This window comes from Streptomyces mayonensis (genome assembly GCF_018982965.1).
Lineage (GTDB): Bacteria > Actinomycetota > Actinomycetes > Streptomycetales > Streptomycetaceae > Streptomyces > Streptomyces mayonensis.
Map to the genome: position 1 here is coordinate 22,222 of NZ_JACBYP010000057.1, position 18,178 is coordinate 40,399.

An 18,178-nucleotide genomic window follows, 5' to 3' on the forward strand; every position below is an offset into this window, starting at 1 on the left:
GACCGGGGTGAGCGGGATGCCCGGCCTCCGGGCTGCCCGGACTCCGGGGTGCCGCAACCCTTCCCGGGCGGGCGGAACTTGACGGCGCGGGACACCTCGGGGTCCGGAGTGTCCGTCCCGGCCCGTATCCTCATTGACCATGCTCGAAGACCGCACGACCGCAGCGCCGTCCGCCACGGCGTGGCCGGCCGCGTACCCGCAGGGGTACGCGGTCGTCGACGTGGAGACCACCGGCCTGGCCCGCGACGACCGCATCATCTCGGCGGCCGTCTACCGGCTGGACGCCCGCGGTGAGGTCGAGGACCACTGGTACACGCTGGTCAATCCGCAGCGCGATCCGGGCCCGGTGTGGATACACGGTCTGACGAGCGACGTGCTGCGCGGGGCTCCCCTCTTCGACGACGTCGCCGAGGAGTTCGCGGCGCGCCTCGACGGGCGCGTCCTCGTCGCGCACAACGCCGTCTTCGACTGGCAGATGATCGCCCGGGAGTACGCGCGCGCGAAACGCGAGGCGCCGGTGCGCCAACGGCTGTGCACCATCGCCCTGTCGAAGGCTCTGGACCTGCCGCTGCCCAACCACAAGCTGGAGTCGCTGGCCGCGCACTTCGGCGTCGTGCAGCAGCGCGCCCACCACGCGCTGGACGACGCACGGGTGCTGGCGGAGGCGTTCCGGCCGAGCCTGGCGGCCGCGGCGGCGGGCGGGGTGCGGCTGCCGCTGCACGAGTGCCGGCCGCTGACCGAGTGGACGGACCGGCCCACGCCCCGGATCGGGCAGCAGGCGGGCTACGGCGGCTACCGGCCGACCAGTTGGCGCCCCTCCCGGAAGAGGCCCGCGTGCCCCTATCCCAATCCGGGCCGGTACGAAGAGGGCAAACGACTCAAGCAGGGCATGCGGGTCGCCTTCTCGGGCGACACCTCAGTCGAGCGCGACCTCCTCGAGGACCGCGCGACGGAGGCGGGGCTGCACGTCGCCACGAGCCTGTCCCGGCTGACCAGCCTGCTGGTGACCAACGACCCGGACTCGGGCACCTCCAAGGTGGTCAAGGCCCGTCAGTTCGGCACACCGGTGGTGGACGAGGCGGCGTTCGGGCAGCTGCTCGCGGACGTCGAGCCCGCGGACGGGTGAGCCGTGCGACAGCCGTGGACCGTACGGCGACCGCGGGCCGCGCGCGGGTGAGCCGTACGGACGGGTGATTCCGGGCGACTCGCCCGCCGGCCGCTCGCCCGCGCCGTGGCGACGGCCCACCCTGTGGCGCATGGCGACATGCGAAGTATGCGGCAACAACTACGGAATGTCCTTCGAGGTCCACGCCCAGGGAGCGGTGCACGTCTTCGACTGCTTCTCCTGCGCGATCCACCGGATGGCCCCCATCTGCGAGCACTGCCGGGTGCAGATCATCGGCCAGGGCGTCGAGGTAGACGGCCACTGGTTCTGCGGCGCCCACTGCGCCCGCGCGGAGGGGAGGGCGGGGATCGTCGACAAGGTCTGAGCGCACCGACGGCTCCGGCATCGCCGGTGGCAGCCCGGCGGAAGTACCCGCAGTGCCGGGGCCGTCGACGACGGCCGGGCCGCCCGTGCAGGGCTGTTCCGAGTACGCCGGAAACGGCCGGCCGCACTCGGAACGACCCCTACCATGAACGCATGTTCGAAGAAAAGCTCGCCGCTGCGGCCGAACTCTTCCGCCCCCGAGCCGCCGCCCGCGGCATCCCCCCGCACGAGGTGGAGGCGTTCATAGCCCGCATCCGCCCCGCCGTCCATCTGGCAGTGGAGGACGGGCCGCTGTGCGTGGGCCGGATGGGCGGCGCCCCGATGCTGCCGCACGATGCGCCGGACCCGTCCCTTCCCTTCATCTTCTCCATCGACTGCGCCGCGTTGCCGGCCGGTGCCACCGATCTCCCGATGCCGCCCGACGGCCACCTGCTGTTCTTCGCCGCGGTGGGTGTGGGCGGTGCGACGGGCGACGCCGCCACGTGCTACGTCCCGGCCGGAACGCCGACGGGTCCCCGCTCCTCCCCCGAGCCGTCCACCATGAACACTCCGTACCCGGAGCGGCCCCTGCGGGTGGCCGGGTCCGGGTTCTCCACGTCCGACGGCATCGACATCACCGAGGAGGCGGAAGAGGAGGAAGACGTCGACGACGACGAAGATCCGCTGGTCATCGCCGGTGTGCTCGGTGACGAATGGGGGACGCTGACTGAGCCGGAGTCATGGGTCGCCATGCCCATCCAGCTCGGGGGCTGGCACGAGAGTGACCTTCCCGGAATTCTGGAGAAGAAGGAAGGCGACGACTGGGTCGATCTGGCCTCCTGGGTCTGCCGGGAGGACGAGGCTCTGGAGTCCGTTGCGGAGTTCACCACCTTCATCTGGGCGATCCGGCGCCAGGACCTCGCCGCCCGGCGCTTCGATCGCGTCTACGGATATCAGGGACCGTGACGGTGCCGGCCCTTCGTGTCCGCCGTCGAACACGGTCCGGTGCTCACGGGGGCCTGGCCGCAGGCACCTGACCCGGCCGAGGTACCGTCGGTGCGTGTACCGCTTCCTGTTGTCCCGCCAGTGGGTGATCCTCACGCTGGTCGCCGTGCTGCTCATCCCCACGATGATCCGGCTGGGCCTGTGGCAGATGCACCGCTACGAGGAACGCACCGCCCGCAACGACCTGGTCGCACGGGCCCTCGACGCGGCGCCGGTGCCCGCGGAGTCGCTGACCGCCCCCGGCAAGAGGATCACGACGGACGAGCGGTACCGCACCGTGACCGCGAAGGGCCGCTTTGACCCGGACGGCGAGGTCGTCGTCCGCCGCCGCACCGACTCCGACGACAACATCGGCTACCACGTGCTGACCCCGTTCGTCCTCGACGACGGCAAGGTCATGCTGGTCAACCGGGGCTGGATCCCCGCGGACGGGGCGAGCCAGACCGAGTACCCGGAGGTTCCCGCCCCGCCCGGCGGGGAGATCACCGTCACCGGCCGGCTGATGCCCGACGAGACGACCGAGGCGAGCGGGATCAAGGACCTCCAGGGCCTGCCGGACCGGCAGATCATGCTCATCGACAGCGAGCAGCAGGCCGAGCGGCTGAACGCTCCGGTGCTCGGCGGGTACGTCGTCCTGAAGGAACCGGAACCGAAGGGCGACACGCCGGAGCCGATCGGCAGGCCCGGCAACGAGAACGCCGCGCTGAACTACGCGTACGCGATCCAGTGGTGGCTGTTCGCCGCGGCCGTACCGGTCGGCTGGTGGTTCCTGGTCCGGCGCGAGAAGCGCGACCGGGAGGCCGCCGAGGACGACAACGCCGAGCCGGTGCAGTCCGAGCCCGCGACGGTGTGACGTCTTCGCCGTAGAGCCGCCGCGGGGCCGGCCCTCGTAAGGCCCCGTCGCAGTGCCCCGTCGCAGGGCCCCGCCGTAAGGCCCCGCCGTAGGGCCCGTCCGGTGGGGGCACGCGGTCGGAGCCGATTGCTCCGCGTCCGGCCGGGAAGGCGTCACCCGTGCACACCCGCATCGAGGACTACGCGCTCATCGGCGACCAGCAGACCGCGGCCCTGGTCTCCACGGACGGCTCCGTGGACTGGCTCTGCCTGCCCCGCTTCGACTCCGCCGCCTGCTTCGCGAGGATCCTGGGCGACGCGGACAACGGCTACTGGCGCCTGGCCCCCAAGGGCGCCGAACGCTGCACGCGGCGTGCCTACCGGCCCGACACCCTCGTCCTGGACACCGAGTGGGAGACCGCGGACGGCTCGGTACGGGTCACCGACCTGATGCCGCAGCGCGACCGCGCCCCCGACCTCGTACGGATCGTGGAGGGCCTGAGCGGCGAGGTCACCCTGCACAGCGTGCTCCGGCTGCGCTTCGACCACGGCTCGATCGTCCCGTGGGTGCGCAGGGCCGACGGGCACCGGGTGGCCGTCGCCGGTCCGGACTCGGCGTGGCTGCGCAGCGAGCCGGAGGTGCACAGCTGGGGCGAGGACTTCGGGACGCACGCGGAGTTCACGGTCGCGGCGGGCGAGCGGGTCGCGTTCGTGCTGACCTGGCACCCCTCGCACGAGCCCCGCCCGCCGCTCGTCGACCCGTACATGTCGCTGGAGCACAGCGTCGAGGACTGGCGCGAGTGGGCGGCGCGGTGCACCTACGAGGGCCCGCACCGGGACGCCGTCGTCCGTTCCCTGATCACGCTGAAGGCGCTCACCTACCGGCCCACCGGCGGCATCGTGGCCGCCCCCACCACCTCGCTGCCCGAGGAGCCGGGCGGCGTACGCAACTGGGACTACCGTTTCTGCTGGCTGCGCGACTCCACCCTCACCCTGGGCGCCCTGCTGTCGGCCGGCTACGTGGAGGAGGCGGAGGCGTGGCGCGACTGGCTGCTGCGCGCGGTGGCGGGCAATCCGGCGGACCTGCAGATCATGTACGGCGTGGCGGGTGAGCGGCGGCTGCCCGAGTCCGAGCTGCCGTGGCTGTCGGGCTTCGCCGGGTCCACGCCCGTACGCGTCGGGAACGACGCGGTGAACCAGCTTCAGCTGGACGTGTACGGCGAGGTCATGGACTCCCTGTCCTTGGCCCGGCTGGCCGGTATGCGGCCCCGGCCGCAGATGTGGGAACTGCAGTGCGCGCTGATGGACTACCTGGCCACGGTGTGGCGGGAGCCGGACGAGGGGCTGTGGGAGGTGCGCGGCGGGCGCCGGCAGTTCGTGCACTCGAAGGTGATGACGTGGGTGGCCCTGGACCGGGCGGTGCGCACGCTGGAGCACCATCCCGAGCTGGGCGGCGGCGACCCCGACGGATGGCGGGCGCTGCGGGACGAGGTGCACCGCGAGGTGTGCGAGAAGGGCTACGACCCCGAGCGCAACACCTTCACCCAGTACTACGGCTCGCGGGAGCTGGACGCCTCGCTGCTGCTCGTTCCGCGCGTGGGCTTCCTGCCGCCGGACGACCCGCGCGTCGTCGGCACGGTCGACGCGATCGGCGCGGAGCTGACCCGGGACGGCCTGGTGCGCCGCTACAGCACCGAGGGCCCGCAGGTCGACGGGCTGCCGGGCGGCGAGGGGACGTTCCTGGTGTGCTCGTTCTGGTACGCGGACGCACTGCACGCGACCGGCCGGACGAAGGAGGCCGGGGACCTCTTCGAGCGGCTGGTGGGGCTCGCCAACGACGTGGGGCTGCTGGCCGAGGAGTACGACCCGGTCGCCGGAAGGCAGCTCGGCAACTTCCCGCAGGCCTTCAGCCATGTCGGCCTGGTGAACACGGCCCTCGCCCTGTTCGGGGACGAGGATGCAGGATAGGGACCATGGATCTTGGACTGAAGGACCGGGTGTACGTCGTCACGGGAGCCACCCGGGGCCTGGGCAATGCCACCGCGCGCGAACTGGTCGCCGACGGGGCGAAGGTGGTCCTCACGGGCCGGAACGAGAAGAGCGTCGCCGATGCCGCGGCCGCGCTGGGCCCCGGAGCGGTGGGGGTCGCCGCGGACAACGCCGACCCGGAGGCCGCGGGGCGGCTGATCGCGACCGCCCGTGAACGCTTCGGCCGTTTCGACGGCGTACTGATCAGCGTGGGCGGGCCGCCGGCCGGGTTCGCCGCCGACAACACGGACGAGCAGTGGCAGTCGGCGTTCGAATCGGTCTTCCTCGGCGCCGTGCGGCTGGCCCGCACGGCGGCGGCCGAGCTGGAGGACGGCGGCGTCATCGGCTTCGTGCTGTCGGGCTCGGTGCACGAGCCGATCCCGGGCCTGACCATCTCCAACGGCCTGCGGCCGGGTCTCGCGGGCTTCGCCAAGTCCCTCGCCGACGAGCTGGGCCCGCGCGGCGTCCGCGTCGTCGGCCTGCTGCCGGGCCGCGTCGACACCGACCGGGTGCGGGAACTGGACGGTGCCTCGGCCGACCCGGAGGCGACGAGGGCGGCCTCCGAGGCCCGTATCCCGCTGCGGCGCTACGGCGTGCCGGAGGAGTTCGGCCGCGCCGCCGCCTTCCTGCTCTCGCCCGCCGCGTCGTACGTCACGGGCGTGATGCTGCCCGTGGACGGCGGGGTACGGCACGGGTTCTGACGCCGGAGCGCCGGATCCCTGGAGCACCAGAGCGCCGGAGCCCTGAAGCGCCCGAGTCCCGGAGCTCTGGAGCGCCGGAGCGCCGGAGGCAGCACGCCCCGGAGGCAGGGCGCCGGGTGACCGGTGCGGTGGTTCCGCGGCGTCAGCTGACGCGTTCCGCCCCGTGTTTGACGCCCCGCAGCTGGACCTCGGCCGGGAGGGACGTGAGGCCGGCCGAGGTGCGGGCGTGGGCCAGAGCGCGGGTCGTGAGGTCGTGCAGTGCGGTGCCGGGGTCCACGTGGGGGGCCAGGAGCAGCCGGACGCGGGTCGCCGGGGCGTTCCGGCGGCCGGTGAGCCGGACCCCGGCCCGTTCGACGCCGTCCACCCGGTCCGCCCCGTCGGCGAGGACGTCTTCCAGTGCCCGGCCGCGCAGCGTCGCGCTCTCGCCGTCCCCGGTGTCGACGAGTACCTCGGTGAGACGGCGCCGGCGCACGACCGCCACCAGCCACCACAGGGCGAGCAGCAGCAGGACGGCGAGGGCGGCGATGACGACCGGCCACCACCAGCCGGCGTCGCGCCACCGGGTGCGTTCGGCGGTGGTGAGCAGCACGTCGTCGGGTCCCTGGTGGAGCCACCAGGAGGGCGGGGGCGCGTCGAACGCGACGGCGAGCACCGCGCCGCCGACGGCGAGCAGGACCAGACCGGCCAGGCCGGTCAGCACTCGGTTCACGGTCCGCAGCACCGCGTCACCCCTTCCGTCCGGGGCGTGCCACCCGCAGCGACACGGCGGGCGGCCTGGCCAGGCCGAGACCGCGCACCGCGTCGTCGAGCACGCCGTCCAGGTCGGCCCGTACGTCGTCCAGTTCCCGGAAGTGCGACAGCGCGCGCACCCGCGCCCGGCGGCGGCGCATCCTGACCCGCGCCGACTGCACCCCGGAGACCTCCATGGCCCGGTCCCGCAGCACGGTGGCGGCGGCGTCCCGGTGCAGCCCGGCGCGTACGTCCCGGTGGGTGCGGCGCATCGGCAGCACCCGGCGCAGGCCGGGAGTGAGGGCCAGGACGAGCAGCCAGAGCCCGAGGGCCGCGGCGACGGACGCCCCCACCAGGACCCAGATGTCGTCGAGGGGCCGTTCGGCGAGCTGCCGGGCCAGGTCGCGGCGCCAGCCGAGGGCCGGCCGGCCGGTGCGCACGGCGGCGATGTCGTAGAGGAAGACACCGGTGAGGAGCAGCAGGAGCAGCGCGACGATGCCCGCGGGCACGCGGCGTGCCGACCAGAAGCGTCCCGCCCGCGCGAGGTCCGGCGTGCCGGGGTCGTCGGGCGGGTCCGGCGGCCGCTTCTCCAGCGACGGCGCCCCGCCGGGCTGCGTGCCGGGCTCCATGACCGGCAGGCGCTGGGTGCTGCCCTCGCCCGTGCCGAAGTCCGGGGAACCGGAGCCCGGAGAATCGGAGCCCGGAGAACCGGGGCCGGAGCCCCGGGAACCGGAGCCCTGGGACTCGCTCATCGGGTCCTCCCGTGGCTCGCGCCGTACTCGGCCGCCAGGTGCAGCCGCTCCACCCTGACCGCGACCTCGGGCACCGCCATGCCCACCAAAGTCCGTACCCGCTGGACGACTTGGTGACGCACCTGTGCGCAGCGGGCGCCGATGTCGCTGGGGTGGTCGAGTTCCAGGTGGACGCTGACGCGGGCGGTGTCGTGGTGGACGACCACGGTGGCGTACGGGCGCGCCGCGTCCGGGTGGAGCGGGCCCAGCGCCTCCAGCGCCGCCCGCGCGGCGACCTTGGCGACGACCCGGTCTGCGATCCGCGTGGCACCGCGCTCGCGGGGCGGCACGGCGGCCGCGGGCTGCAGCACCTCACCGACCCCGCCGGTCACGCCGGTCACCGTCGCCGGTCGTCGCGGCCGCGGAAGAGGTCACCGAGGTCCATGTCCCCCTCCAGGAGGCGCCCGGCGACGAACCCGACGGCTCCCAGCGCAGCGACCAGCAAAAACGCGCCGAAACCGCCGAAGTAGCCGGCGAATCCGAGTGCCATGCCGGCGATCATGCCGACCACGGCCATGCTCATGGTGCGCTCCCCTCATTCACCCTGTCGGCGGTATTCGCCCTGTCGGCCGGCGTCCGTGTCACTTGATCCGGGGCTCCGGTTCCTCGTCCTCCTCGTCGGGCAGCTTCACGTCGCTGACCGCGATGTTGACCTCGACGACCTCCAGACCGGTCATCCGCTCCACGGCCGCGACCACGTTCTCCCGCACGTCCCGCGCGACGTCCGAGATCGACACGCCGTACTCGACGACGATCTCCAGGTCGAGCGCGGTCTGCTTCTCGCCGACCTCGGCCTTCACCCCGCGGGTCACCCCGGACCTGGTGCCGCCCGGCACCCGGTCGCGCACGGCGCCGAAGGTGCGGGACATCCCGCTGCCCATCGCGTGCACACCGGCGACGTCGCGTGCGGCCATTCCGGTGATCTTCTCCACCACGCCGTCGGCGATGGTGGTCCGTCCCCGGGTCCCGGCGTCGCCGCCGCCACGCCGGATCGTCTGGCTCCTGGCCGTCCCGGGGGTGTCGCTCGTGTCCTGCCCGGTCCGGTGGCTCTCGATGTCGCTCATCGCCTACGTCCCTTCCGGTGGGGGTCCTGCGATCCACGGTAGGCGGGGTCGCGGCGCCGCGCGCCGTGGATACGGCGGACCGGAGGAACGAGGCTGCCGGGCGCGGGCCCTCCCGTGCTACTCCCCCAGCCCGGCCAGGTCGCGCAGCCGCCGGCCCTGCGCGGCCCGTTCGGCGACGCGCTGGGCCTCGTAGTCCCGGTGCTGGGCGCCCTGGAGCAGTGCCTTGGTCTCGACGACGGCGTCGCGCGGCGCCGCCAGGACCGCCGACACCAGGTCCTGTACGGCACCGTCGAGCTGGTCCCCGGGCACGGCGAGGTTGGCGAGCCCGCTGCTCACGGCCTCCTCGGCCATGACGAAGCGCCCGGTCGCGCAGATCTCCAGCGCGCGGGCGTATCCGACCAGGGACACCAGGGGGTGCGTGCCCGTGAGGTCCGGCACGAGGCCGAGGCTGGTCTCGCGCATGGCGAACTGCACGTCGTCGGCGACGACCCGCAGGTCGCAGGCGAGGGCGAGCTGGAAGCCCGCACCGATGGCGTGCCCCTGGACGGCGGCGACGGACAGGATGTCGGTGCGCCGCCACCAGGTGAACGCCTCCTGGTACTCGGCCACGGCCGCGTCGAGTTCGGCGTCGCCGCCGCGCGCGAGGTCGAGGAACGACGGTTCGCCGTCGAAGCCCTCGGGCGTGAACGCCTGCCGGTCGAGCCCGGCCGAGAACGACTTGCCCTCGGCCCGCAGCACCACGGCCCGGACGGAGCCCGGCAGCAGCCGGCCGGCCTCGGTGAGCGCCCGCCACAGGGCGGGGCTCTGCGCGTTGCGCTTGGCCGGGTTGGTCAGCGTCACCGTGGCGACGGCGTCGTCGACGGTGAGCCGCACGCCGTCCCGGTCGAGTGCGGGACCGGGGTCGTGGACGGGCGAAGCCATGGGGCGCCTCCGAAAGTGCGGTCGTCGTCCCCGCCGCCGCGCCGGGCTGTGCGCCGTGCGGGGGCGGAGCTAAGTGACTGCACAGTAACCACCCGGACGGTCATGCGACCGACCGGGTGACCACCTTCACTTTCGGAGTCGAGGGGTCGCCCGGGATGTCAGGCCGATGTGGCCTTCTTGCCCCGGGTAGCCCCGCCACGCCCTCGGAGCGTGACGCCCGACTCGCTGAGCATGCGGTGCACAAAGCCATACGAGCGGCCCGTTTCCTCGGCCAACGCCCGAATGCTCGCACCGGCGTCGTACTTCTTCTTCAGGTCTGCCGCGAGCTTGTCGCGCGCGGCGCCGGTCACCCGGCTGCCCTTCTTCAGAGTCTCGGCCACCCGTGCCTCCTCATGGGAAGTGCGCTCTGGTCTTCTCATGATCACCCCTCCCGGCCCTCATGGCCACCCATTCGGCAAGGTCGATGAGACAAGGTTGTGACGACAGGAGCCGGTCCCCACATACGGAATGCGGAATTCCAGAGAATCGCGCCCGTACCGCCGAACGGGTTTCTCCGCGTAACTCCAGGTCAGAAAGGCGCCGCGGCCGAACCCCCGGGCAAAGGGGATCCGGCCGCGAAATTGATGTACGACACACCTCTTGATGAGGAGATCTCACACAGATGGTGGATCACGGATCGGCCGAATGATCCATCACCAGTGGATCATCCATTCGATCAAGCGGAATCGACGGTCACGCGAGAGCGACGACCAGAGCGGCCGGCAGGCGAGCGCGAGGATCAGGCGAGCGCGACGAGGTCCGCGTAGTCGGCGCCCCACAGGTCCTCGACGCCGTCCGGAAGCAGAATGATGCGTTCCGGCTGGAGCGCCTCGACGGCGCCCTCGTCGTGGGTGACGAGGACGACCGCGCCCTTGTAGGTGCGCAGCGCGCCGAGGATCTCCTCGCGGCTGGCCGGGTCGAGGTTGTTGGTGGGCTCGTCCAGGAGCAGCACGTTCGCCGAGGACACCACGAGGGTGGCCAGCGCGAGACGGGTCTTCTCGCCGCCGGAGAGGACACCGGCGGGCTTGTCGACGTCGTCGCCGGAGAAGAGGAACGAACCCAGCGTCTTGCGGACCTCGACGAGGTCGAGGTCCGGGTTGGCCGAGCGCATGTTCTCCAGGACGGTGCGCTCGGGGTCGAGGGTCTCGTGCTCCTGCGCGTAGTAGCCGAGCTTGAGGCCGTGGCCCTCGATCACCTGGCCGGTGTCGGGCTTCTCGACACCGCCGAGCAGGCGCAGCAGGGTGGTCTTGCCCGCGCCGTTGAGGCCGAGGATGACGACCCGCGAGCCCTTGTCGATGGCCAGGTCGACGTCGGTGAAGATCTCGAGGGAGCCGTACGACTTGGAGAGGTCCTCGGCGGTCAGCGGGGTCTTGCCGCAGGGCGCGGGCTCGGGGAAGCGCAGCTTGGCGACCTTGTCCGACTTCCGCTCGGCCTCGAGCCCGGCCAGCAGCTTGTCCGCGCGGCGGGCCATGTTCTGCGCGGCGACCGTCTTGGTGGCCTTGGCGCGCATCTTGTCGGCCTGCGAATGGAGGGCGGATGCTTTCTTCTCCGCGTTCTGCCGCTCGCGCTTGCGGCGCTTCTCGTCGGCCTCGCGCTGCTGCTGGTAGAGCCGCCAGCCCATGTTGTAGATGTCGATCTGGGAGCGGTTGGCGTCCAGGTAGAACACCTTGTTGACGACCGTCTCGACCAGGTCGACGTCGTGGGAGATCACCACGAAGCCGCCGCGGTAGGTCTTCAGGTAGTCGCGCAGCCAGATGATCGAGTCGGCGTCGAGGTGGTTGGTCGGCTCGTCGAGCAGCAGCGTGTCCGCGTCCGAGAACAGGATCCGGGCCAGCTCGATACGGCGGCGCTGACCGCCGGAGAGCGTGTGCAGGGGCTGGCCGAGCACACGGTCGGGCAGGTTGAGCGCGGCGGCGATGGTGGCGGCCTCGGCCTCGGCGGCGTACCCGCCCTTGGTGAGGAACTCGGTCTCCTGGCGCTCGTACTGCCGCAGCGCCTTGTCGCGGGTGGCGCCCTGGCCGTTGGCGATGCGCTGCTCGTTCTCCCGCATCTTGCGGATCAGCGTGTCCAGGCCGCGGGCGGACAGGATGCGGTCGCGGGCGAGCACGTCGAGGTCACCGGTGCGGGGGTCCTGCGGGAGGTAGCCGACCTCGCCGGAGCGGGTGACGGTGCCGCCGGCGGGCTGGCCCTCACCGGCCAGGACCTTGGTGAGGGTGGTCTTGCCGGCGCCGTTGCGGCCGACCAGGCCGATGCGGTCGCCCTTGGCGATGCGGAAGGTGGCGCTTTCGATGAGGACGCGGGCACCGGCGCGCAGCTCGATGCCGGAGGCGGAGATCACGGTCAGACTCCTGGGCGGGTGGGTGGCGGAATGGGCGGCTGAGGAGAGGTCCCGCCGGCTAATGCACGAGGAGAATGGCCATGGGGGCCAGTCTAACGGTGGCGTGCAACCGCTTTTCCCCGCGAGCGTTGTCACTGCGTACGCGCCGGAGGTGCGCGGGGGGACGTACGCGCGAGGCGCACGGGAAGCCCCCGGCCGTGCGCCCGCAGGGGGCCGCGGGCTCAGCTGCCCCCGGTGTGGACCTGGAAGGCCGCCCGGCGCACGGCCTTGGCCAGGGCCGGGTCGGGGTGGGCGGCGGCGAGGGCCACGAGGACCTGCACGGTACGGGGGTGCCCGACCGCCCTGACCTCGTCGAGCAACGCCGGGACGGTGGGCTGCACCGCCGACTCCAGGTGCCGCACGAGCAGCGGGGCCTCGCCGTGGTCGGCGACGGCGGCGGCGGTGTCGACCCACAGCCACGTCGCCTCGCGGCGGGTGAGGACCTCGTGGGCGTCCTCCGGGTCGGCGCCGTCGTGCTCGGCCAGCCACAGCAGGGCGTACGGCCGCAGCGTCGGCTCGTCGGCGACGCCGCGGACGTCGGGCTCGGCGGGGGCGCCGACCACGCGCAGCGCCTCGAAGGCGAGGCCGCGCAGCAGGGCGTCCTCGCCGCGGGCGGCACCGAGCAGCTCGGTGACGGCGTTGCCGACGGGGCGGGCGGCGAGCCAGGCGCGGTACTCGGCGCGGGCGGCGTTCGGGCGGAGCCTGGCGCAGCCGCGGAGCATGCCCTCGGCGGACTGCTCGATGTTGCCGGCGGGGCTCTGGGCTGCGACGCAGATCTGCTCCAGCTTGACCCAGACCGCCCAGTTGCCGAGCGGGGTGAGGGTGGCCTGCCCGTCGCCGCAGGTGAGCGCGCCCACGGAGGCGAGGGCGTGCAGCGCCCAGTCGAGGAGCGGGGCGAGCGGGGTGTCGGCGGCGTCGGGGACGGACGGGGCCGCTCCCGGGGTGCCGGGCTCCAGCTGGGGGCCGTAGGGCACCTCGCAGCGCTCGGTGCGCAGTTCGGTGACGCGCTGCTCCAGCAGGTCCAGGAGCTGCTCGACCGGGACGGGTCCGGCGGAGAGCTGGAGGAAGGAGAGCACCTGCGGCATCGCGGAGACGACCTCGGCGACGGCGGCGGGCTCCTGGCCGGCGGGCTCGGGGTGGGCGAGCGACCAGGCGTCGAAGAGGGCGACCCAGCCGCGCAGCACGGCGCTGTCGTCGCGGTTCCAGGCGCGCAGCCGCCAGCCCGGGCGGGCGGTGTCGCCGTGCACCTCGATCAGTCCGGCGAGGCGGGCGGTGTCCCAGTCGGCGCGGACCTGGGCCGCGGTCAGACCCAGTTCGCGGGCGGCCTGGCCGGCGGTCGTGTCGGAGAGGGTGGCCTTGCCGTCGGAGGTCGCGCTGCCCCGGCCGGGGCCGAGGGCGGTGTCGGCCCAGTGGGCGACGCGGGCCGCGTCGGCGAGGCCGGAGCGCGCCATTCTGGCCAGCTCCGACCGGGCCGGTGTGCCCTCGGGAGGACGTGGCGCGGGGCGGCGCGGACGCCGCTGGTTGATCGCTTGGGGGGCGGCGGCCAGGGGTCGCGGGCGGACGAGTCGAAGCCTGGAGTCGCGCGGGATACGGGACGTCACGGGTGCAGTCTTCCGGTTGACGGTCCGAAAACCCAAACGGAATGCCCCGACGGCCCTCGGGGCACGCCGAGTCGGGAGCCGGAGACACTGGCCGGGCACGGGAACAGGCCAGTGGTACAGCGCTGAACGGAACGGGGGGCGGCTCCTGCCGAGAAGGGTCCGGGAGGGGTCCGGGAGGCGGGGGTGCGCCCTCCCGTCGGAGGGGGCGCGCGGCGAGGCCCGTCGCGGTGCCACGTCCGGAGCCCGGAGCCCGGAGCCCCGCAGCTTTCGCAGTCCCCGGAGCCCGGAGCCGCCGCAGCTTGCGCAGTCCCGGAGCCCCCGGCCCCTCACACCAGCGGAGTCATGAAGCGGCGGAGGGTTTCCTCGTAGTCCGCGGGGTCGGCGTTCCACATGGCGGCGTGCGGGGCGTCCTTGACGGTGTGCAGGGCGACCAGCCGCGGGTGGGTGTCGGCGAGGCGCCGGGAGAGGCGCCACGGGGCCACCGTGTCGCCGGGGCCGTGGAAGATCAGGGTGGGGACCGCCGGCCGGTACAGGCCCGCCGTGCCGGCGTCCCGGTCGGCGCGGAGCCCGGCGCGGCCCTGGGCGGCGCGGACGGCGAGCGGCAGGACCGGGGCCGGGGCACGGCGGGCGGCGGCGAGGGCGCGCAGGGTGGTCTCCCAGCTGAGGACCGGGGAGTCCAGGACGAGCCCCGCGATGCGCTCGCGCACGCCGGAGAGCGCGGCGGTGCGCAGGGCCATGGTGGCGCCGGTGGACCAGCCGAGCAGGACGACCTGGCGGGCGCCGTGGTCGAGGGCGTAGCGGACGGCCGCGTCCACGTCCCGCCACTCGGTCTCCCCGAAGTGGTGCAGGCCGTCGGGTGAGGGAGGGGCTCCGACGTCGCCGCGGTGGGCGAGGGCGAGGACCGCGACGTTCCTGCTGTGCAGGGGGGCCATCAGGTTCATGGCGTGTTCGCGGGTGGTGCCCAGGCCGTGTACCGCGATGATCCAGGTCGGACGGGCGCCGGGCACGAACCAGGCCGGGAGCGGACCGAGTTCGCCCGGGATCCTGACCTCGGTGTGGTCGAGGCCGAGGGCGCTGCCCGGGTCGCCGACGTAGAGGTTCGGGGTGAACCACGCCCGGTCCCCGGCTTCGAGCGTGCCGTGCGTGACGCGTTCGAGGCGGCGTACGACGGTGTCGGCGCCGTGCTGCGCACCGTCGAGGACCGGGCCGACGACGGCGTGCGTGCCGTCGCCGGCGAGCCCGTACCGGCCGGGGCGCAGCGCTGCCAGGTCCCGAGTGAGGGTGATCTGCCCGGCCGCGGTGCCGTGCACGGTGAGCCGGGGCTCGGTGGGCAGCGGCCGGCCGGGCGGCGCCTTGAGCGCGGCGTCGCTGGCCAGCCGGCCGGCGACGATGCCGGCCGCGCCCGCCGCGAGCGTCGCGGTGAGGGCGGCGACCGTTCCTGTGACAGTGCGCATGGGGCCAGTCTCCTGGGGGAGTCCTCGGGCGGCCAGTGGGCGCCGAAGGGCGGGTGACGGCGGGGTGGCAGCGGGTGGGGGTCGGTGGTTCCTCCGGTACCCCCGTGCGGCCCCGGGGAACGTCAGGAGCGCTGTCCGTAGCCCCGGAGGCGTTCGGACACCTCCGCCAGCTGGGCCTCGGTCAGGAGTGACGGCGTGCGGCCCGGCACCGAGGCGGCCGTCAGCCAGAGGCGGCACATCCACTCCAGCTGGGCCGTGCGGTCGTAGGCCTGGTCGAGTGAGGTGCCGTAGGTGACCGTGCCGTGGTTCCGGAGCAGGCAGCCGGTGCGGTCGGCGAGGGCGGCGAGCATGCCGCGCGCCAGTTCGCCGGTGCCGTAGGCCGCGTACGGGGCGACGCGGACGGGGCCGCCGAGGGCCGCGGTCATGTAGTGGACCGGCGGGAGTTCGGGGACGAGCAGCGAGACCGCCGTCGCGTGCACGGCGTGGGTGTGGACGACGGCCCGGGCGCCGGGGTCGGCGCGGTAGACGGCGAGGTGCATGGGCAGTTCGCTGGTGGGGACCAGGGTGCCGAGCACCTGCCGGCCGTCGAGCCCGACGCCGGTCGCGTCGTCGGGGGTCAGCCGGTCGTAGGGCACGCCGGACGGGGTGACCAGGACCGTGTCGCCGACGCGCACCGAGACGTTGCCGGAGGTTCCGACGACCAGGCCGTCGGCGACCGTCCGCCGGGCGGTCGCGACCAGTTCGTCCCAGGCCGACGCGAGGGACGGGGGCAGGGACGGGGACAGGGACGACGCCCGGTCCGAGGATCTGCCCGACGCCCGGTCCGAGGGACTGTCCGACGCCCGGTCCGTGGGACTGTCCGAGGCGTTGTCCGAGATCTCGTCCGACGCCCGTGCCGCTCCCCCGCCCCGGCCCCAGGTCGCGTCCGTCCGCCCGTCCCGCGCATGTGTCACGGCAACCGTCTCCTCCCGGGCGCCCGAGCGCCCTCGCGTCCCCGCCGTCGAGCGGCCTCGCGGCGATCCTGCCAGGGGCGTCTCCGGAGAGCACCGGAGCGGTCACGGACAGGGAGGCGGCGGCCCCGCTTCCGGTCACTGTGACGCCCTGCTCAGTTCATCTTCCGTTCACCCTGGTTACCTACGTTCGTCGCGCCAACGACCTCGAACGATTGCCTGGGTAAATGGAAAGCTTCTCGCTGATCCTCGCGATTGTGGTGGTAACCGCACTCGCGTTTGATTTCACGAACGGTTTCCACGACACCGCGAACGCGATGGCAACGACCATTTCGACCGGTGCGCTCAAGCCCAAGGTGGCGGTGGCGATGTCCGCCGTCCTCAACCTTGTAGGCGCCTTCCTCTCCGTGGAGGTCGCCAACACGATCTCCAAGGGTCTCGTCGACGAGACCGGCATCCGTCCCGAGGTCATCTTCGCCGCCCTGGTCGGCGCGATCCTCTGGAACCTGCTGACCTGGCTGGTCGGACTCCCCTCCAGTTCCTCGCACGCCCTCATGGGCGGTCTGATCGGCGCGGCCGTCGCCTCGGCGGGCATCGGCGCCGTCCACGGCGACGTACTCGTCACCAAGGTGCTCCTCCCGGCGATCGCCGCCCCGATCGTGGCCGGCGTCGCGGCGATGCTCGCCTCCCGGATGACGTACTCGCTGGGCCGCAAGGCCGACGGCAAGGCCGCCGCGAAGGGCTACCGCGCCGGGCAGATCGCCTCCGCCGGTCTGGTCTCGCTGGCCCACGGCACCAACGACGCCCAGAAGACGATGGGCATCATCACCCTCGCGCTGGTCGCCGGCGGCTCGCTCGCCCCCGACTCCGACCCGCCGGTGTGGGTGATCCTCTCCGCCGGCCTGGCCATCGCGCTCGGCACCTACCTCGGCGGCTGGCGCATCATCCGCACCATGGGCAAGGGCCTGACCGACCTCCAGCCGCAGCAGGGCTTCGCCGCCCAGACCAGCGCCGCCACGGTCATCCTGGCCTCCTCCCACCTCGGCTTCTCCCTCTCCACCACGCACTCGGTCTCCGGTGCGGTGATGGGCGCGGGCCTCGGCCGCAAGGGCGGTGTGGTCCGCTGGTCCACGGCCACCCGGATGTTCGTCGCCTGGGGTCTGACGCTCCCGGCGGCGGCCCTGGTCGCCGCGCTCGCCGAGTGGGTCTGCCGGCTCGGCGACTGGGGCACGGCCCTCGTCGCCCTCTTCCTGGTCGCCTCCAGCTTCGCGATCTGGCGGATCTCCCGGCGCGAGGTCGTCGACCACACCAACGTCGTCGACGTCGACACGGACCCGGTCGCCGGGGCGCCCGGACAGCCCGAGCCGGCCGGGGTGGTCACCACCGCGATGGCCGCCGTCTCGCCGCCGCCGGCGGGCGTGACCGAGGACCTGACGGCCACCGTCGCGGCCCCGGCCGAACCGTCCGGGCCGTCCGACCCGCAGGCGTCCAAGGCCGCCTCCTCGGCCGCCACCACCGTCTGAGTCCGGCCCCAGGGAACGAAGGAAAGCGAACCTCCATGAGCATCGACTGGGCAGCCCTCGGCTCCGTCTTCGGCGTCAGCCTCGTGGTCACCGTGGCCCTGGTGGGCCTGTTCACCCTCGGCATCGTCGGTCTCTCCCGCCAGGAGCAGGCCGCCGCCCGGGGCGGCTCCGCGGCCCTCGCGGTCACCGGCGCGTACGCCTGCTTCGCGGCCTGTGCCGCGGCGGTGGCGTACGGGATCTATCTGATCGTCGCCTGAACACCGTCGCCTGAACACCGCGCCCGTCTCGTCGCCTGAAGCGCCGCGCCCGTCGTCGCGTTCAGGGCGGCGCCCGCGAAGGGGCGGGGGCGGGAGACGGACTCGAACCGTTTCCCGCCCCCGCCCCTTCGCGTGTCGGCCCGCACCGCCCGGTGTGGGCCTTCGCACACTCTCCCGTCGCAGGTCAAGGCCAGGTTGACGGGTGTTCGGGGACCATGGTGGACTTCCGGAGCCATCTACGGCGGCAGGAGAGGAAGCCCGGTGCGAATCCGGCGCGGTCCCGCCACTGTGACCGGGGAAACAGGAGCCCCGGGAGCCAGGAACTCTCACCGCCGGACTCTTCGAACCAGGGCGTGGACACCCTGAGTGAGGACATGACGCGATGCCCGGCTGCCGCCCGACGTTCACTACCAGGTGCTTCCTTCCTGACCGTGTGACC

Annotated in this window: 19 protein-coding genes and 1 riboswitch; of the genes, 8 read left to right on the forward strand and 11 right to left on the reverse strand. The window is 73.4% G+C overall.

All coding sequences use genetic code 11. From position 1 onward, the window contains the following. The first annotated feature begins 139 nt into the window (after positions 1 to 139). The 6 genes from HZS56_RS21390 to HZS56_RS21415 all read left to right on the forward strand — a co-directional run bounded on the left by HZS56_RS21390 (position 140) and on the right by HZS56_RS21415 (position 6,033). Complete coding sequence (locus HZS56_RS21390) at positions 140 to 1,126, forward strand: DEDDh family exonuclease (RefSeq protein ID WP_216722368.1); 987 nt, start codon at positions 140 to 142, stop codon at positions 1,124 to 1,126. A gap of 130 nt (positions 1,127 to 1,256) precedes the next feature. Continuing rightward, positions 1,257 to 1,490 carry a metallothionein gene (locus HZS56_RS21395; protein ID WP_051777537.1) on the forward strand — a complete coding sequence of 78 codons (234 nt, stop codon included), beginning with the start codon at positions 1,257 to 1,259 and terminating at the stop codon, positions 1,488 to 1,490. 152 nt (positions 1,491 to 1,642) lie between these two features. After that, the gene (locus tag HZS56_RS21400) at positions 1,643 to 2,434 is read left to right on the forward strand and encodes a DUF1963 domain-containing protein (RefSeq protein WP_216722369.1); all 792 of its coding nucleotides are present in this window, start codon (positions 1,643 to 1,645) and stop codon (positions 2,432 to 2,434) included. Between the two features lie 94 nt (positions 2,435 to 2,528). Continuing rightward, on the forward strand, positions 2,529 to 3,326 hold the full coding sequence (locus HZS56_RS21405; protein WP_216722370.1) for an SURF1 family cytochrome oxidase biogenesis protein: 798 nt from the start codon (positions 2,529 to 2,531) through the stop codon (positions 3,324 to 3,326). 158 nt (positions 3,327 to 3,484) lie between these two features. Continuing rightward, on the forward strand, positions 3,485 to 5,272 hold the full coding sequence (locus HZS56_RS21410) for a glycoside hydrolase family 15 protein (RefSeq protein WP_216722371.1): 1,788 nt from the start codon (positions 3,485 to 3,487) through the stop codon (positions 5,270 to 5,272). 5 nt (positions 5,273 to 5,277) lie between these two features. After that, the gene (locus HZS56_RS21415; protein ID WP_216722372.1) at positions 5,278 to 6,033 is read left to right on the forward strand and encodes an SDR family oxidoreductase; all 756 of its coding nucleotides are present in this window, start codon (positions 5,278 to 5,280) and stop codon (positions 6,031 to 6,033) included. A 142-nt stretch (positions 6,034 to 6,175) separates the two neighbouring features. Here the strand turns inward: HZS56_RS21415 and amaP are convergent, their stop codons facing one another. The 11 genes from amaP to HZS56_RS21470 all read right to left on the reverse strand — a co-directional run bounded on the left by amaP (position 6,176) and on the right by HZS56_RS21470 (position 15,794). Next, positions 6,176 to 6,754, reverse strand: coding sequence for an alkaline shock response membrane anchor protein AmaP (gene amaP, locus HZS56_RS21420; protein ID WP_216722373.1), 579 nt, complete (start codon positions 6,752 to 6,754; stop codon positions 6,176 to 6,178). 4 nt (positions 6,755 to 6,758) lie between these two features. After that, positions 6,759 to 7,391 (reverse strand): DUF6286 domain-containing protein, encoded by a 633-nt coding sequence (locus tag HZS56_RS21425; RefSeq protein ID WP_216722388.1) that lies wholly within the window; start codon positions 7,389 to 7,391, stop codon positions 6,759 to 6,761. A gap of 119 nt (positions 7,392 to 7,510) precedes the next feature. Continuing rightward, positions 7,511 to 7,894, reverse strand: a complete 384-nt coding sequence (locus HZS56_RS21430) for a hypothetical protein (RefSeq protein ID WP_216722374.1) — start codon at positions 7,892 to 7,894, stop codon at positions 7,511 to 7,513. Beyond that, positions 7,891 to 8,076, reverse strand: coding sequence for a hypothetical protein (locus tag HZS56_RS21435; RefSeq protein ID WP_216722375.1), 186 nt, complete (start codon positions 8,074 to 8,076; stop codon positions 7,891 to 7,893). Before HZS56_RS21435 ends, HZS56_RS21430 begins: the two co-directional genes overlap by 4 nt. 58 nt (positions 8,077 to 8,134) lie before the next feature. After that, positions 8,135 to 8,617 (reverse strand): Asp23/Gls24 family envelope stress response protein, encoded by a 483-nt coding sequence (locus HZS56_RS21440; RefSeq protein WP_216722376.1) that lies wholly within the window; start codon positions 8,615 to 8,617, stop codon positions 8,135 to 8,137. Positions 8,618 to 8,734: 117 nt separating this feature from the next. Then, positions 8,735 to 9,538 carry an enoyl-CoA hydratase/isomerase family protein gene (locus HZS56_RS21445; RefSeq protein WP_216722377.1) on the reverse strand — a complete coding sequence of 268 codons (804 nt, stop codon included), beginning with the start codon at positions 9,536 to 9,538 and terminating at the stop codon, positions 8,735 to 8,737. Between the two features lie 158 nt (positions 9,539 to 9,696). Then, a complete protein-coding gene (locus HZS56_RS21450) occupies positions 9,697 to 9,918 on the reverse strand; it encodes a helix-turn-helix domain-containing protein (RefSeq protein WP_003976983.1) in 222 nt (73 codons plus the stop codon). A 398-nt stretch (positions 9,919 to 10,316) separates the two neighbouring features. Continuing rightward, the gene (locus tag HZS56_RS21455; RefSeq protein WP_216722378.1) at positions 10,317 to 11,915 is read right to left on the reverse strand and encodes an ABC-F family ATP-binding cassette domain-containing protein; all 1,599 of its coding nucleotides are present in this window, start codon (positions 11,913 to 11,915) and stop codon (positions 10,317 to 10,319) included. Between the two features lie 221 nt (positions 11,916 to 12,136). Further along, a complete protein-coding gene (locus HZS56_RS21460; RefSeq protein ID WP_216722379.1) occupies positions 12,137 to 13,555 on the reverse strand; it encodes a hypothetical protein in 1,419 nt (472 codons plus the stop codon). A 326-nt stretch (positions 13,556 to 13,881) separates the two neighbouring features. Next, on the reverse strand, positions 13,882 to 15,009 hold the full coding sequence (locus HZS56_RS21465) for an alpha/beta hydrolase family protein (protein ID WP_216722380.1): 1,128 nt from the start codon (positions 15,007 to 15,009) through the stop codon (positions 13,882 to 13,884). A 122-nt stretch (positions 15,010 to 15,131) separates the two neighbouring features. After that, the gene (locus tag HZS56_RS21470; protein WP_253914621.1) at positions 15,132 to 15,794 is read right to left on the reverse strand and encodes a class II aldolase/adducin family protein; all 663 of its coding nucleotides are present in this window, start codon (positions 15,792 to 15,794) and stop codon (positions 15,132 to 15,134) included. Between the two features lie 392 nt (positions 15,795 to 16,186). Between HZS56_RS21470 and HZS56_RS21475 the strand changes: the two genes are divergently transcribed. After that, on the forward strand, positions 16,187 to 17,482 hold the full coding sequence (locus HZS56_RS21475; RefSeq protein WP_216722381.1) for an inorganic phosphate transporter: 1,296 nt from the start codon (positions 16,187 to 16,189) through the stop codon (positions 17,480 to 17,482). Between the two features lie 35 nt (positions 17,483 to 17,517). Continuing rightward, positions 17,518 to 17,739: a hypothetical protein gene (locus HZS56_RS21480; protein WP_216722382.1), complete on the forward strand. Its 222-nt coding sequence runs from the start codon at positions 17,518 to 17,520 to the stop codon at positions 17,737 to 17,739. 202 nt (positions 17,740 to 17,941) lie between these two features. After that, a riboswitch (cobalamin riboswitch) is annotated at positions 17,942 to 18,087 on the forward strand. Positions 18,088 to 18,178: the final 91 nt, after the last annotated feature.